The organism is Streptosporangium sp. NPDC020072, assembly GCF_040631445.1.
Lineage (GTDB): Bacteria > Actinomycetota > Actinomycetes > Streptosporangiales > Streptosporangiaceae > Streptosporangium.
On the sequence record NZ_JBEYAB010000005.1, the window covers coordinates 19,483 to 32,796 of the forward strand.

Consider the following 13,314-nt stretch of genomic DNA (forward strand, 5'->3'; position numbering starts at 1 on the left):
GGACGGGGGGCCTCACCCGCTCAGGGGACGTACACGTTGAGACCGGGCAGAGGCATACAGACACACCGCGGCGGCCGTCGCGAGGTTGAGGCTCTCCGCCCCGCCGTAGATCGGCACCCTGACCACCTCGTCGGCAAGGTCGAGGATCTCCTTGGGCAGCCCCCAGGCCTCGTTGCCGAAGATCCAGGCCGCGGGCCCCGAGAGGTCGACGTCGTCGAGCGTCCGCGTTCCCGCGCCGTCAGCGGCGAACACCCGCAGGCCCGCCCCTTTGAGCCTGTCCACGGCCTGTGCCACCGGGGCACCGGTGACGACGGGCAGGTGGAAGAGGCTCCCGGCGCTGGCCCGAACGCACTTGCCGTTGTAGGGGTCGACGGAGGCGTCGGTGAAGACCACCGCGTCGGCCCCCGCGGCGTCCGCGGTGCGCAGCACGGTCCCGGCGTTGCCCGGGTCGCGGACGTGGGCGAGCACGGCGACGAGCCTCGCCTGGTCGGTGACCGCGCTCTCCAGGGGAACGTGCACGAACCGGCACACCGCCAGGAGGCCCTGCGGGGTGACGGTCTGGGCCAGTTCGGCCATCACCTCACCGCTGGCCCGGTGCACGGGCACCCCCGCGGAGACGGCGGCGGCGACGAGGTCGGCGTGGCGCGCCTCGGCCTCGACGGTGGTGAACAGCTCGGTCACGACGCCGTCGAGCGCCAGCGCCTCACGAACCGCCTGCGGTCCCTCCGCCAGGAAGGACCGGTCCCGGTCCCTGAAGGCTCGTTTGGTCAGCCGCCTGGCCGCCTTGACCCGCGGCGACTTGATGTTGGTCAGCTCAGATCCCGCCATGTCCGTTCCCCAGGAATGCGAATGCGGCCCACAGCGTGATCGCTGTGGGCCGCGTGTTCTTCAGCGCGTTCGTCGGCGCCGGATTCAGCCGGCGACCGGCGCGTTCACGTCGGCCGGAAGCGCCTTCTTGGCGGCTTCGACCAGGGTCGCGAACGTGGCGGCGTCGTTGACCGCGAGGTCAGCGAGGATCTTGCGGTCGACCTCGATGGAGGCCAGACGCAGCCCCTGGATGAGGCGGTTGTAGGTGATGCCGTTCTGACGGGCAGCGGCGTTGATGCGCTGAATCCACAGACGGCGGAAGGTGCCCTTGCGGTCCTTGCGGTCGCGGTAGGCGTAGGTCATCGAGTGGAGCATCTGCTCCTTGGCCTTGCGGTACAGCCTGGAGCGCTGCCCCCGGTAGCCCTTCGCCCGCTCGAGAACGACCTTGCGCTTCTTCTTGGCGTTGATCGCCCGCTTCACGCGTGCCATTTGTATCTATCTCCCCGGGGGCCGTTACTTAGCGAGCAGCTTCTTGATCTTCTTGGCGTCGGCGTCAGAGAGCACGACCTCGGGCTTGAGACGACGCGTCAGCTTGGAGGACTTCCACTCGTTGTAGTGGGCGCGGTTGGCGCGGCGGCGCTTGATCTTGCCTGAGCCGGTGAGCCGGAACCGCTTCTTCGCACCGCTGTGCGTCTTCATCTTCGGCATCTCAGCCGTCTCTCCCTCGATCGTGCCGATGTCCCGGGCCGGTAACCCGAGTCAAGGGCATGCCTGACTGTGAGACCGGACCCGGCCTCGGCTTCATCTCGCGACTGCCTGACGGTTCAGGCTATGCGAGTCACTCCTGCGGAGCGGGCACCTGCTCGTCCTGAGACCCGTCCGCGGCATCGTCGTCACGCCGCGCCTTGGCCGCCGCCTTCTCGGCCTTGGCCTCGGCCTTCTTCTTGTGCGGCCCGATAACCATGATCATGTTACGGCCATCCTGCTTGGGCTGGGACTCGACGAAGCCGAGCTCCGTGACGTCCTCGGCCAGCCGCTGCAGGAGCCGGAAGCCCAGCTCGGGCCGGGACTGCTCCCGACCGCGGAACATGATCGTTACCTTGACCTTGTCCCCCGCCTTGAGGAACCGCACCACGTGACCCTTCTTGGTCTCGTAGTCGTGCGGGTCGATCTTCGGGCGGAGTTTGATCTCCTTGATGATCGTGTACGCCTGGTTACGCCGCGCCTCGCGTGCCTTCATCGCGGACTCGTACTTGAACTTGCCGTAGTCCATGAGCTTGCACACGGGCGGGCGAGCCGTAGCCGCGACCTCGACGAGGTCGAGATCGGCTTCCTGAGCCAGCTTCAGAGCATCGCCGATGGAGACGATGCCAACCTGTTCGCCGTTCGGACCGACGAGGCGGACCTCGGGGACGCGAATACGGTCGTTGATGCGGGGCTCGGCGCTGATGAGGCCTCCTAGGTTGCGATCCGCCGCCGTCCTTGCAGGCGGCTTTGCACATACTCGATCGTGCCGGGAGGGTCGCGGAACACAGGCCGTTTCCAGGTCGAGAAGCGCGAATGCCCCGCACGTCGCGCATGCGGGGCCACATGAACTCGCCGATTCACACACCGCGAGCTCGGCCGGAGTCATCCGGCTGTGATCCTTGACCTGCCGACCTCTCGGTCGACCAGGTGGGAGGTGAACCTCCGCTTGCGCGTCCAGCAGGCATGCCGGACCGATCGAGTAGTTACTCTATCACACCCCCCGACACCCGCCGAATCATTCCCGATCCCACCTTCTCAATATGCCGATGGTCGATATATAAAGACCATATGAACCAGAGATCGATGCAGGAGCCGACGTTCCTGATCCTCACGGCCCTGGCCGCGGGACCCCAGCACGGTTACGGGGTGATCAGCGACGTCCAGGAGATCTCCGGCGGCCGGGTGCGCCTGCGGGCGGGAACCCTGTACGCCGCCCTCGACCGCCTCCAGTCCGAAAACCTGATCGCCACCGACCGCGAGGAGGTCGTGGAGGGCCGGATACGGCGCTACTACCGGCTGACCGCGGAGGGCGGCACCCGCCTGGCCACCGAGGCCGAACGGCTGCGCAGGCACGCCGAGGCGGCCTCGACCCGGCTGCGTGCCCTGGTCCCCGGCGTGGGCGGGGGTGTGGCGTGAGCACACTGGAGGAGCGTTACCGCAGGCTGCTGGCCCTCTACCCGGCCGAGCACAGGGCCAGGCACGGGGAGGAGATGCTCGGGGTGATGCTGGCGCAGGCCGGGCAGGGGTGGCGGTTCCCCGACCCGCGTGACGTGCTCGACCTGGTCAAGGGCGGGGTGCTGATCCGCCTGCGGCACGCCTTCGGCCCGGGCAGCGGCGGATCCTGGCGTGACGCGCTGAACATCGCCGCGATCGTCGCCCCGCTCCACCTGCTGGTCCTGGAGATGAGCACCTGGGGCACCATACTGTTGACCGTCGACGGCACCCAGCCTCTCCTCTACGCCCTGACGCCCGCCGTCTACGCGCTGCCGCGCCTGCTGATCGTCTGGCTCGCGCTGCGCGGCCCGCGCTGGGCGGCCGCGGCGTCGGCCTGGGTCTTGACGGCCGCCAGCACGACGATCCCGGCTGTGCTCAGCATGGGCATCGACCCGTTCACCCCCTTCGAGAGGGCGTTCTACGCACTGCCCGACCTCGCTGTCGCGCTTCTGCTGACGTTCGCCCCCAGCCCGACGGCGGGGGCGGCACTGGTCGGCCGCCGTTCGCTGCTGCGCTGGACCGCCGCGGCGATCCTGACGATGAACGTCGCCTCGGCTCTGGAGCACTTCCTCGCCCCCGAGTACTTCCTCGGTTCCCTGGCCATGACGACGATGGTCTGCATGGCCTGTGGAGCGGCCAGCCGCACCCCGGCGGGACGCCGGGCCGTCGTCCTCCTGGTGCCGCTGTTCCTGGTGCTCTACCGCGGCGTGCCGTGGTCCGGGATGTCGCACGACGAGTGGCTTCCCGGACTCGTCCAGGTCCTGGTGGGCGTCACCGCCTTCGTCGTGGCCAGGAGGGGCTTCCGGCCGTACGGCTCGGGGACCGTCAGCTCCCCGGAGCCGCTCGCCTGACGATCTCGGCCTTGCCCGCCGCGCGCATCGCCTCGACCGGGACGTCGGTCCGGCCGGTCATCATCTCGACCTGCCGGACCGCCTGGTGCAGCAGCATCGGGAAGCCGCCGACCACGGTGCCGCCCGCGGCCTCGACGGCCGAGGCCAGCCGGGTCGGCCACGGCGCGTAGACCACGTCGAAGAGCGCGGGCACCCCGGCCAGCAGGCCGGCGAAACCGTCCGCGGCGCCGGAGGGCAGGGTGGAGACGACCAGGTCGACGTCCAGGACACTCTCCAGCTCGTCGAAGGTGCGCACCGACAGGGTGGTGCCGAGCCGTTCGGCCACCTGTGCCGTCTCGCCCGCCCTGGCCGGGTCGCGGACCACCAGATTGGCCCGCGAGAGGCCCAGCTCGCGCAGGGCGGCCAGTGTCGAGGCGGCCGTCGCCCCGCCGCCGAGGACCGTGGCGCCGTGCGGCGGCTTGACCCCGGCCTCGGTGAGCGCCTGGACGATGCCGTACACGTCGGTGTTCTCCCCGTGGCGACCGCCCTCGGAGAAGATCACGGTGTTCGCCCCGCCGACCTCGACCGCCAGGTCGGAGACCGTGTCGAGCAGCGGGAGCACGGCGCGCTTGAGCGGCATCGTCAGCGACAGGCCCGCCCAGCCGGGGCCGAGCCCGTCGAGCAGGGCGGGCAGCCCCGCCTCGTCGCATTCGAAGGCCTCGTACTGCCAGTCGTACAGGCCGAGGGCCTCGTAGGCGGCCCGGTGCAGATGGGGCGAGAGCGAGTGGGCGATGGGCGAGCCCAGGACCGCCGCCCGCGTCATCCGCCGTTCCTGTTCTTCTCGAACTCCGCCTTCAACTGGAAGAACTCGGCCTCCGTCGAGGCGAACTTGGTGATGCCGCGCTTGGGGTCTGTGGTGACGAACCAGATCCAGTCGCCCTTGGCCGGGTCGAGCGCCGCCTGGATGGCGTGGTCACCCGGGTTGGCGATGGGGCCGGGCGGCAGGCCGAGCCGCTTGTAGGTGTTGTAGGGCGACTTGCTCTCCAGGTCGGCGTTGGTGGCGGAGATGCCGTACTTGTTCAGCCCGTACATCACCGTGCTGTCCATCTCCAGCTTGCGGTTGCCGTCCAGGCGGTTGTAGATGACCCGGGCCACCTTGGACATGTCCTCGACGCTGCCCGACTCGGCCTGGACGATGCTGGCGATCGTCATGATCTCGTGCGGGGTGTGCCCGAGGCTCTTGGCCGCCGAGACGAGCCCGTCCTTGTCGGCCGTCTGGTTGAAACGGTCGACCATCGCGGTGAGGATGTCCGCCGCGGTCATCTTGGGGGTGATGTCGTAGGTGGCGGGGAAGGCGTAGCCCTCCAGGCGCCCCTTGGCGTAGCCGGGCAGGCCGAGCGCCTTGACGTTCTTCGCGGCCTGCTGGAACTCCTTGAGCGGCTTGCCGGTCTCCTTGGCGAGCGTCGCCAGGGTGTCGGACAGGCGCAGGCCCTCCTTCAGCGTCACCCGCTCCAGCAGCCGCAGGGACGGGTCGAGCAGCTTGACGGCCGCCGCCGAGGACATCCGCTTGCGCATGCGGTACTCACCCGGTTGCAGGGAGGCGCTCTTGCCCGCGTCGGCGACGGCCCCGGTGAACGTCCTGGCGCTCTTGACGACGTCCTGCTTCTCCAGGGTCTGGGCGACGTCGGAGGCGGTCTGACCGTCCTTGATCTCGATGACGACCTCGCCGCTGCCCTCACCGGCGTAGTCCTGGGGAGTCGTCACCTCACGCAGCCAGGTGTAACCGTAGAAGCCCGCCGCGCCGAGACCGCCGATCAAGACGATGACCGCGAGCATCGGGGCGAGGAAGCCGCCCCTGTTGCGGCGACGCCTTCTGCGGCGGCCACGCCGTCCTGGAGACTGGCGAGAGCCACGCCGTGACCCGTCGTCGTCCTCGGCGCCGACCAGAAAGTCCATATCGAGCCCGTTCATAGATGCGCTGGCCAATCTCCCGGCAGGGACGGCGTGGCGTCAAGCGGGTCCGCCAAACCGAGGAGGAGCCCCGGACCGGACACCTCGGACCGCCGTTGGCCCTCGTTCGGACCGCCGGAGCGGATCGCCGCGCGCGGCGGAACGGGGGGTGTTCCGCCGGACATCAGTGCGTCCCGAGGTATCTGTTCAGCTGTTCCCGGTATCTCACAAACTCACTCTCTTTGTCAGTGAATTTCGTGATTCTATGCGCCGGATCCGTGGTGACGAACCAGAACCACCTTCCCCGGCCAGGCCGAAGCGCCGCTCTCAGCGCCTTCTCTCCGGGACTGGCGACGGGGCCCGGCGGCAGGCCGGGCCTCAGATAGGTGTTGTACGGCGAGCGCACCGTGGTGTCCTTCTCCGAGACCATGAGGCTTCTGCGCCTTTGCGCGTAGAGCACCGTGGTGTCGAGCTGGAGGGGGGAACCGGCCTTGATCCGGTTGTAGATCACTCTAGCGATCTTCGGATAGTCCGAGTATCTCCCACCTTCCGCCTGGACGATGCTGGCCACCGTGACGGCCTCAAGCGGGGTCAGGTCCCTCCTGGCGGCCCGCCGTTCCAGGTTCAGGTCGGCGGCGGCGTCCTTGAAACGTTCCACCATGGCCCCGAGCAGCTCGGCCGGGGTCGTGTCCGGCTCCACCTCGTAGGTCGCCGGGAACAGGAAGCCCTCGGGGCCCCTGGCGTAGCCGGGCAGGCCCAGCGCCCGGAGGTTCCTCGCCGCCCCGGCGAGGTCGGCCCTGCGCATCCCCGTGCCCTCCGCGAGCCGGTCGAGCAGCTCCGGCAGACGCAGCCCCTCGGGGACGACGACACGCCGCACCATCCGGGAGCGGGGCTCGGTCAGCAGGTCGAGTGCCGAGGTGGCCGACATGCCTTTGCGCATCCGGTAGTGCCCGGGGAACAGGCTGCCCGCCTTCCCGCGTTCCTCGGCCACCGCGACGAACGAGCCCGCGCTCGCCACGACCCCCGCCTCGGCCAGCGTCGCGGCGATCTCCCCCGCGCTCGCGCCCTGCGCGATCCGCACGGTGACCGCTCCCGTGCCGGGCCCCTCGAAGTCGGCGGGGGTGAGGTAGGGCCTGGCCAGGACATAACCCCCGGCTCCGAGCAGCGCGGCGCCCGCGCCGCAGGCCAGCAGCCATGTCAGCCGCCGCCCGCTCACCGTCCGGTCCCGCCGCTCGGCCTCTCCTCACCGGGCCGCCGGGCGCCCGGCGGCCCGGACGAAGAACCTCTCGGCGCCCCGGAGGACGGCCCTGCCGGTGGACCGGCCGCCACGCCCGGCGGCCTGCCGGTCGCCCGTTCGTTGTCCAGGGCCGCCTGGAGCAGCACGACCGCCGCCGCCTGGTCGACCACGCCGCGCTGCTCCCTGGCCCTGACGCCACTGGCGCGCAGCCCCTGCTGCGCGGTGACCGTGGTGAGCCGCTCGTCGAACAGCCTGACGGGGACGGGCGCCAGCCGCGAGGCGATCCTGCCCGCGAACTCGCGGGCCACCCCCGCCGCCTGCCCCTCACGGCCGGAGAGCGAGGTCGGCAGGCCGACGACGATCTCCACCGCCTCGTACTCGGCCGCGATCTCCGCGAGCCGGTCGAGGTCACCTCTGCCTCGCCGTACGGTCTCCACCGGCGTGGCCAGCAATCCGGACGGATCGCTGCGGGCCACGCCGATGCGGACCGAGCCGACGTCGACACCCAGCCGGATGCCACTTCTCATCATGTTCTCCGCCTCCGCCTCAGAGCCGCGCGCGGCTCACCGGCTTCGGCCGCTCAGGCGAGTGTCTGGGCGATCGCCTGTTCGACGGCGCCCAGCGCGTCGCCGATCGCCTCGGGCCGGGTCCCGCCGCCCTGGGCGACGTCGTCCTTGCCGCCGCCACCACCGCCGAGGGCCTTGGCCGCGACGCCGACGAGCCTGCCCGCCTTGAGGCCGCGCTCACGGCCCGCGTCGTTGACCGTGGCCACGACGACCGGCCGGTCGGCGGGAACCGCCGCGACGACGACGACCGCCGCGCGATCCCCTGGGAACCGTCCGCGCACGTCAAGGGCGAGTTTACGCAGATCATCCGCAGAGGTGCCATCAGGCGCGCGGTGTGTCACCACGGACACTCCGCCCAGATCACGTGCTCCGGCGGCCATCTCGCCCGCGAGCGCGAGGACCTGGGCGGAACGGAGCCTGTCCAGCTCCTTCTCCGCGGTGCGCAGCCGGGTGACGATGCCCTCGATCCGCTCGGGCAGCTCCTCCCTGCGGGCCTTGAGCTGCTCGGAGAGCTGGGCGACGAGCACGCTCTCACGGGCCAGGAAGCGGAAGGCGTCCAGGCCGACCAGGGCCTCGACCCGTCGCACTCCGGCGCCGATCGAGGCCTCGCCGAGCACCTTGACCAGGCCGAGCTGGCCCGAGCTCGCGACGTGGGTGCCGCCGCAGAGCTCACGGGAGTAGTCGCCGACCTCGACGATGCGGACGGTCTCGCCGTACTTCTCGCCGAACAGGGCCAGCGCGCCCATCGCCCTCGCCTCCGCCTGGGAGGTGTGGAAGGCGTTGACCTTCAGGTCGTTGATCAGGATGGCGTTGACCTCGTCCTCGACGTCACGGAGCACACTGGGCGGCACGGCGCCCGCCGCGGTGAAGTCGAAGCGGAAACGGCCGGGCGAGTTCTCCGAACCCGCCTGCGCGGCCGTCTCGCCGAGCGCGTTGCGGAAGCCCCTGTGCACCAGGTGCGTGGCGGTGTGGCTGCGGGAGATGGCGCGGCGCCGCTCGACGTCGATCTCGGCCTGGGCCTGGTCACCGACCCGGACCTCACCGGTCCTGACCTTGCCCCGGTGCACGATCACGCCCGAGACCGGGGACTGCACGTCGACGATCTCGACCTCGGCCCCGTCGGTGCGGATGATCCCCTGGTCGGCGAGCTGGCCGCCGCCCTCGGCGTAGAAGGGGGTACGGCTGAGCACGACCTCGACGGTGGTGCCCGCGCCTGCGGCGGGGACCGGGAGCCCGTCGACGAGCAGGCCGATGACCGCGGACTCGGCGGTCACGTTGTCGTAGCCGAGGAACTCGACCCTGCCGGTCTTCTCCAGGATCTGGCCGAAAACCGAGATGTCGGCGTTTCCGGTCTTCTTGGCGGCGGCGTCGGCCTTGGCGCGGTCGCGCTGCTCCTTCATCAGCCTGCGGAAGCCCTCCTCGTCGACCTTGAGGCCCTGCTCGGAGGCCATCTCCAGGGTCAGGTCGATCGGGAAGCCGTAGGTGTCGTGCAGTTGGAAGGCCTGGTCACCGCCGAGGGTGCCCCGTCCCTTGCGCTTGGTCTCCTCGACGGCCGCGTCGAAGATCGCGGTGCCGGTGCGCAGGGTGCCGAGGAAGGAGGCCTCCTCCGCGTCGATGACGCCGTGGATCTGCGGGGCGTCGGCCTTGAGGTCGGGATAGAGATCGCCCATCACGTCGATGGTCACCGCGGTCAGGTCGTGCATGTAGCGCTGCTCGCCCGCGCCCAGCAGGCGCAGGTTGCGGATCGCACGGCGCAGGATCCGCCGCAGCACGTAGCCCCGGCCCTCGTTGGAGGGCAGCACGCCGTCGGCGACGAGCATCACGCCGGTGCGGACGTGGTCGGCGACCACGCGCAGCGAGACGTCGGCGCGCTCGTCACGGCCGTAGCGGGTCCCGGTCAGCTCCGCGGCCCTGTCGAGGATCTTGTAGGTGGTGTCGATCTCGTAGATGTTGTCGACGCCCTGCAGGATCGCGGCCATCCGCTCCAGGCCCATGCCGGTGTCGACGCTCTTGGCGGGCAGTTCGCCCACGATGTCGAAGTCGGTCTTGCTGCGCACCGTACCGAGCTGGAACTGCATGAAGACGTTGTTCCAGACCTCCAGGTAACGGTTCTCGTCGGCGATCGGGCCGCCGTCCCTGCCGTACTCGGGGCCGCGGTCGTAGTAGATCTCGGTGCAGGGGCCGCCGGGGCCGGGCACGCCCATGTGCCAGTAGTTGTCGGCCAGGCCGCGGCGCTGGATGCGCTCCGCGGGGATGCCGACCTTGTGGTGCCAGATGTCGTAGGACTCGTCGTCGTCGTGGTAGACGGTGACCCAGAGCCGCTCCTCGGGGAAGCCGAAGCCGCCCTCGGACTCGGGCTTGGTCAGCAGCTCCCAGGCCAGCGGGATCGCCCGCTCCTTGAAGTAGTCGCCGAAGGAGAAGTTGCCGAGCATCTGGAAGAAGGTGGCGTGCCTGGTGGTCTTGCCGACCTCGTCGATGTCGGGGGTGCGCACGCACTTCTGGACGCTGGCCGCCCGGGGGTAGGGCGGCTTCTGCTGGCCCAGGAAGTAGGGCTTGAACGGCACCATGCCCGCGGGGACGAGAAGCAGCGTCGGGTCCTCGGCGATGAGGCTGGCCGAGGGCACGGCGGTGTGCCCACGCTCCTCGAAGAAGCGCAGGAAGCGGCGGGCGATCTCTGCCGACTCCATGTCAGCGGCCATCCTTTACGTGGTAGGTGTAGGTGTTCTCAACACTGTCGAGGCCGAATCGGGAGCGCAACTCGGTTTCCCGCTGCGCCGCGCCGTCCAGCGCCTCGGCCGCGAAGTCCCGGGCCTGGTCCAGGACCCCCGAGGCGCCGCGCACCGCACGGCGCGCCAGGTGGTTCGGATGCAGTGACTGCAGCTTACGCATCGCCCACACGGCGCCGAACGCGCCCAGGGAGATGTAGAAGATCCTGCGGATCATCGCCGCCGCCCTTCGAGGACCCGGGAGCCGGGCCTGCCGTTCCTGCGGGCCGACAGGGCGCGTCTGACGCCGTGGGTCAGCGCGGCGAGCTTGATCAACGGCCCGGTGACCAGGGTCTGGGTGACGTCGCTGATCTTGGCGGCGTGCCCGCTGACCTGCTTGACGTCCTTGGCGATGGCCTCGACGGCGACCAGCTGGCGGTTGGTCTCGCTGACGGTGACCGTGACGTCCTCCAGCAGCGGGACCACGCGTTCGCCCAGCTCGGAGACCATCTTGGTGGTCTCGGTCAGCAGCCGGGCCAGCTTGACCAGCGCCACGGCCAGGAAGCAGACCAGGATCGCCCAGGCCATCGCGACGATCAGTCCGGCGACCTCTCCTGCGGTAAGCATGCGCCGATCTCCTTAGTTGACCCGGCTGGAACAGGCAAGACCTTACCGCGTCCCGAACCGCTTCCCCGGCATACCGTGACACGACGCCCAGGCGGTCGGCCGTACCCGCCCGGCTTCCCCGCCGGCGACGGCCCGTTCCGTACGGCCAGGGTCCTGGGCGCGCCCCCGAAGGCGTCCATGCAGAGCTGGGCGAACCGGCCGACCCCCGGGATCATGAGTGTCCAGCCCGCCAGGGCCCAGCCGAGGTGGATGTGGGTCAGCACGTGGGCGATCGCCGCCACCCCCTGGGCACCGCGCCCGTCCGCCGACTCGTAGGTGATCCGGCGCAGCCCCGCGGGGTGGTCCTCCGCGGCGAGCACGCGCAGCCCGGCGGGACGGCGTGCGACGATCCACCCGCCGACCTGCGAGCAGATCCCGCAGGTGGTGGCCACGTACACGGACGCGACGGCCCCGGGGAAGGCGACGGGCCGCCACCTGGGCACCCACGCCCGTACGGCGCGCCGGTAGGCGGCCCACTCCCCGCCGAAGCGCGCGGTGAGCCCCTCCCCCTCGTGCCAGGCCGCCAGCCCCGCCCCGTAGGCGAAGGCGACCAGCGCCGCGGCCAGGAAAACCGGGTCGAGCAGGGCGAGCAGCAGGTAGCCGCCCGTCATCGCGGCCTGCATCGGGTTACGGACGTAGGCGTAGGGCCCGGTGACCACCAGCCGTTCCGGCGGGTCGTACGGCAGCGGCGTCCCCCGGCCGGCGAGCGCGAACTCCCGTACGGCGGCCAGCCCGAGCAGCGAGGGCACGGCCAGCGCCTGCGCCATGAGGCCGAGCACCCACGTGGGCTGCCGCCACACCCCGGTCAGCACGATGGGCAGCGCCATGCCCCCGGCGGCCGCGAGGACGATCTGGGCGGCGGCCCTGAGGGGCAGGCGGCGGCCTCCGGCCGTCCAGGAGGCCACCAGCAAACCGGGGAGCAGGGCGACGGCCATCGCGACCGCCTCCCCGGCGAGCCAGTGCTCGCCGAGCACGACGACGGGCTCGGCCAGGGGCATCACCGCCAGGTCCAGCCAGCCGAGGGACGCGGCGACCAGCGGGATCGGCGCCCGGCGTGCCACCAGGCCGGGCACCGCGCCCCAGAGCAGTGCCCAGCCCAGCAGCAGGTCGATCGGAACGCCCCGGTAGAGGGCCCCTACCGCGGTGAAGCGCCACCAGCCGAGGTCCTGGGCGAGGAGGTTCACCGCGATGAGCGCCTCCAGGTTCCACAGCGTGGCCAGGATCGCCGCGGCCGCGTCCCGTTCTCCGAGCCCCCGGCGGACCCGGCCTCTCCAGGTGGCCGCGAGCACCGCGGCGACCGGTACCGCGAGGGCCAGACCGCGCACCAGCACGGGGTCGCCCGTCATCGGGCGAAGGTCCCGGCCAGGTAGTCGGCGGCCTGGCCGACGGCGTAGCGCTGCAGGGGGCCGAAGTACCAGCCGGGGTCGAAGGTACGGCGGTAGCGCAGGGTCACCGCGAGCCTCCCGTTCCCCCAGGTGAACTCCGCCTCGCGGAGGTCGAGCCAGCGGGTCAGCGTGGTGTCGCGGACCACGGAGAAGGTCACCCGCCCCGGGCCGCGTTCCTTCACCCTGAGGGTCATCGAACGTGGTTCGGGAAGGGCGCCGATGCCGAGGGAGCGGCGCGGGTTGAAGGTGATCTCCCGCAGGGCGCCGACCTCAAGTCCGGTGCCGGTTGCCGCCAGCGGCCTGGGGAAGCCGATCTTCAGGAACGCCGACTCGAACGGGCCGAAGCGGGGGACGGCGGCCAGTGCCTGTTCCGTCCCGGTCCCCGGGGCCGCCCGCACCGCGGTGACCGCGTTGTCACGGGCCGGTCCGGCCACCTCCGCGCCCACGGCGACGAGCGTGAGCAACACCAGCGGGGCGGCGAGCGCGTGGGGTCCCCGCCGGTCGAAGTAGTCGATGACGGCCCCGATCAGCAGGCCGACGAGGTAGAAGAGCGGGGCCGCGAACAGCAGGCAGACGATCCCCTCGCCGAGCAACGGTCCCGCGAAGGCGAGGGCCACGGTGATCGTCGCCAGGATCGCGCCGGTCGCGGACCTCGGTTTGCTCGTCAGCACGACCGTGATGGCGATGACGGCGGGGAGGCCGACGTAGAAGAGCGTCGTCTCCTCCAGGTGGCCCGCGTGCAGCACCCGGTAGAGCAGGAGCGCGACGAACAGGGCCAGGAGCAGACCGGCGAGGTTCCAGCGTGCCCTGCGCTCGGTCCGGTCCTCGGGGAGCGGTTCCGAGTCCGGTGATTTTCCGGACGGGTCATCCATGGGGCCACCCTCTTCATCGGTCGGTTTAATCAGTCGATTAAACCGTATGATCGAA

General features: G+C 70.8%; 14 protein-coding genes and 1 pseudogene. 2 read left to right on the plus strand and 13 right to left on the minus strand.

The annotated features are described in order from the left end of the window. Positions 1–12: 12 nt before the first annotated feature. The 4 genes from ABZ470_RS12510 to infC form a co-directional block, all read right to left on the minus strand. A complete protein-coding gene (locus ABZ470_RS12510; RefSeq protein ID WP_352011706.1) occupies positions 13–828 on the minus strand; it encodes an RNA methyltransferase in 816 nt (271 codons plus the stop codon). 84 nt (positions 829–912) lie between these two features. Beyond that, on the minus strand, positions 913–1,296 hold the full coding sequence (gene rplT / locus ABZ470_RS12515) for a 50S ribosomal protein L20 (RefSeq protein WP_012892552.1): 384 nt from the start codon (positions 1,294–1,296) through the stop codon (positions 913–915). 24 nt (positions 1,297–1,320) lie between these two features. Next, a complete protein-coding gene (rpmI, locus tag ABZ470_RS12520) occupies positions 1,321–1,515 on the minus strand; it encodes a 50S ribosomal protein L35 (RefSeq protein ID WP_184716514.1) in 195 nt (64 codons plus the stop codon). Positions 1,516–1,645: 130 nt separating this feature from the next. Then, entirely contained in the window at positions 1,646–2,257 is a 612-nt protein-coding gene (infC, locus tag ABZ470_RS12525; RefSeq protein ID WP_352011734.1) for a translation initiation factor IF-3, read from the minus strand. 365 nt (positions 2,258–2,622) lie between these two features. Between infC and ABZ470_RS12530 the strand changes: the two genes are divergently transcribed. Together ABZ470_RS12530 and ABZ470_RS12535 are read left to right on the plus strand one after the other, a co-directional pair. Then, a complete protein-coding gene (locus ABZ470_RS12530) occupies positions 2,623–2,970 on the plus strand; it encodes a helix-turn-helix transcriptional regulator (protein WP_352011705.1) in 348 nt (115 codons plus the stop codon). Continuing rightward, on the plus strand, positions 2,967–3,899 hold the full coding sequence (locus tag ABZ470_RS12535; RefSeq protein WP_362911413.1) for a hypothetical protein: 933 nt from the start codon (positions 2,967–2,969) through the stop codon (positions 3,897–3,899). Before ABZ470_RS12530 ends, ABZ470_RS12535 begins: the two co-directional genes overlap by 4 nt. Here ABZ470_RS12535 and ABZ470_RS12540 read toward each other — a convergent pair. From ABZ470_RS12540 to ABZ470_RS12580, 9 genes and pseudogenes are all read right to left on the minus strand, one after another. Beyond that, the gene (locus ABZ470_RS12540; protein WP_362911414.1) at positions 3,874–4,701 is read right to left on the minus strand and encodes a shikimate dehydrogenase; all 828 of its coding nucleotides are present in this window, start codon (positions 4,699–4,701) and stop codon (positions 3,874–3,876) included. The genes ABZ470_RS12535 and ABZ470_RS12540 overlap by 26 nt on opposite strands. Continuing rightward, positions 4,698–5,834, minus strand: coding sequence for an endolytic transglycosylase MltG (gene mltG, locus ABZ470_RS12545; RefSeq protein ID WP_362911415.1), 1,137 nt, complete (start codon positions 5,832–5,834; stop codon positions 4,698–4,700). Before mltG (ABZ470_RS12545) ends, ABZ470_RS12540 begins: the two co-directional genes overlap by 4 nt. 178 nt (positions 5,835–6,012) lie before the next feature. Beyond that, a complete protein-coding gene (mltG, locus tag ABZ470_RS12550; RefSeq protein WP_362911416.1) occupies positions 6,013–7,044 on the minus strand; it encodes an endolytic transglycosylase MltG in 1,032 nt (343 codons plus the stop codon). 113 nt (positions 7,045–7,157) lie between these two features. Then, positions 7,158–7,592, minus strand: a pseudogene (gene ruvX, locus ABZ470_RS12555) (Holliday junction resolvase RuvX); the annotation flags it as partial. A gap of 53 nt (positions 7,593–7,645) precedes the next feature. Beyond that, a complete protein-coding gene (gene alaS / locus ABZ470_RS12560) occupies positions 7,646–10,318 on the minus strand; it encodes an alanine--tRNA ligase (protein ID WP_352011700.1) in 2,673 nt (890 codons plus the stop codon). Between the two features lies 1 nt (position 10,319). After that, the gene (locus tag ABZ470_RS12565) at positions 10,320–10,574 is read right to left on the minus strand and encodes a hypothetical protein (RefSeq protein WP_362911417.1); all 255 of its coding nucleotides are present in this window, start codon (positions 10,572–10,574) and stop codon (positions 10,320–10,322) included. Beyond that, the gene (locus tag ABZ470_RS12570) at positions 10,571–10,963 is read right to left on the minus strand and encodes a DUF948 domain-containing protein (protein ID WP_352011698.1); all 393 of its coding nucleotides are present in this window, start codon (positions 10,961–10,963) and stop codon (positions 10,571–10,573) included. Before ABZ470_RS12570 ends, ABZ470_RS12565 begins: the two co-directional genes overlap by 4 nt. After that, positions 10,933–12,348 (minus strand): isoprenylcysteine carboxylmethyltransferase family protein, encoded by a 1,416-nt coding sequence (locus tag ABZ470_RS12575; protein ID WP_362911418.1) that lies wholly within the window; start codon positions 12,346–12,348, stop codon positions 10,933–10,935. Before ABZ470_RS12575 ends, ABZ470_RS12570 begins: the two co-directional genes overlap by 31 nt. Beyond that, positions 12,345–13,259 (minus strand): hypothetical protein, encoded by a 915-nt coding sequence (locus tag ABZ470_RS12580; RefSeq protein ID WP_362911419.1) that lies wholly within the window; start codon positions 13,257–13,259, stop codon positions 12,345–12,347. The genes ABZ470_RS12575 and ABZ470_RS12580 overlap by 4 nt, the downstream gene beginning before the upstream one ends. Between the last annotated feature and the right edge of the window lie 55 nt (positions 13,260–13,314).

Excerpts from the sequence above, each read along its gene's own strand:
- ABZ470_RS12530 (WP_352011705.1), top strand. The coding sequence starts at position 2,623 with ATGAACCAGAGATCGATGCAGGAGCCGACGTTCCTGATCCTCACGGCC.
- rplT (WP_012892552.1), bottom strand. The coding sequence starts at position 1,296 with ATGGCACGCGTGAAGCGGGCGATCAACGCCAAGAAGAAGCGCAAGGTC.
- rpmI (WP_184716514.1), bottom strand. The coding sequence starts at position 1,515 with ATGCCGAAGATGAAGACGCACAGCGGTGCGAAGAAGCGGTTCCGGCTC.
- ABZ470_RS12580 (WP_362911419.1), bottom strand. The coding sequence starts at position 13,259 with ATGGATGACCCGTCCGGAAAATCACCGGACTCGGAACCGCTCCCCGAG.
- ABZ470_RS12510 (WP_352011706.1), bottom strand. The coding sequence starts at position 828 with ATGGCGGGATCTGAGCTGACCAACATCAAGTCGCCGCGGGTCAAGGCG.
- ABZ470_RS12575 (WP_362911418.1), bottom strand. The coding sequence starts at position 12,348 with ATGACGGGCGACCCCGTGCTGGTGCGCGGTCTGGCCCTCGCGGTACCG.
- ABZ470_RS12540 (WP_362911414.1), bottom strand. The coding sequence starts at position 4,701 with ATGACGCGGGCGGCGGTCCTGGGCTCGCCCATCGCCCACTCGCTCTCG.
- alaS (WP_352011700.1), bottom strand. The coding sequence starts at position 10,318 with ATGGAGTCGGCAGAGATCGCCCGCCGCTTCCTGCGCTTCTTCGAGGAG.
- ABZ470_RS12570 (WP_352011698.1), bottom strand. The coding sequence starts at position 10,963 with ATGCTTACCGCAGGAGAGGTCGCCGGACTGATCGTCGCGATGGCCTGG.
- mltG (WP_362911415.1), bottom strand. The coding sequence starts at position 5,834 with ATGGACTTTCTGGTCGGCGCCGAGGACGACGACGGGTCACGGCGTGGC.
- ABZ470_RS12565 (WP_362911417.1), bottom strand. The coding sequence starts at position 10,574 with ATGATCCGCAGGATCTTCTACATCTCCCTGGGCGCGTTCGGCGCCGTG.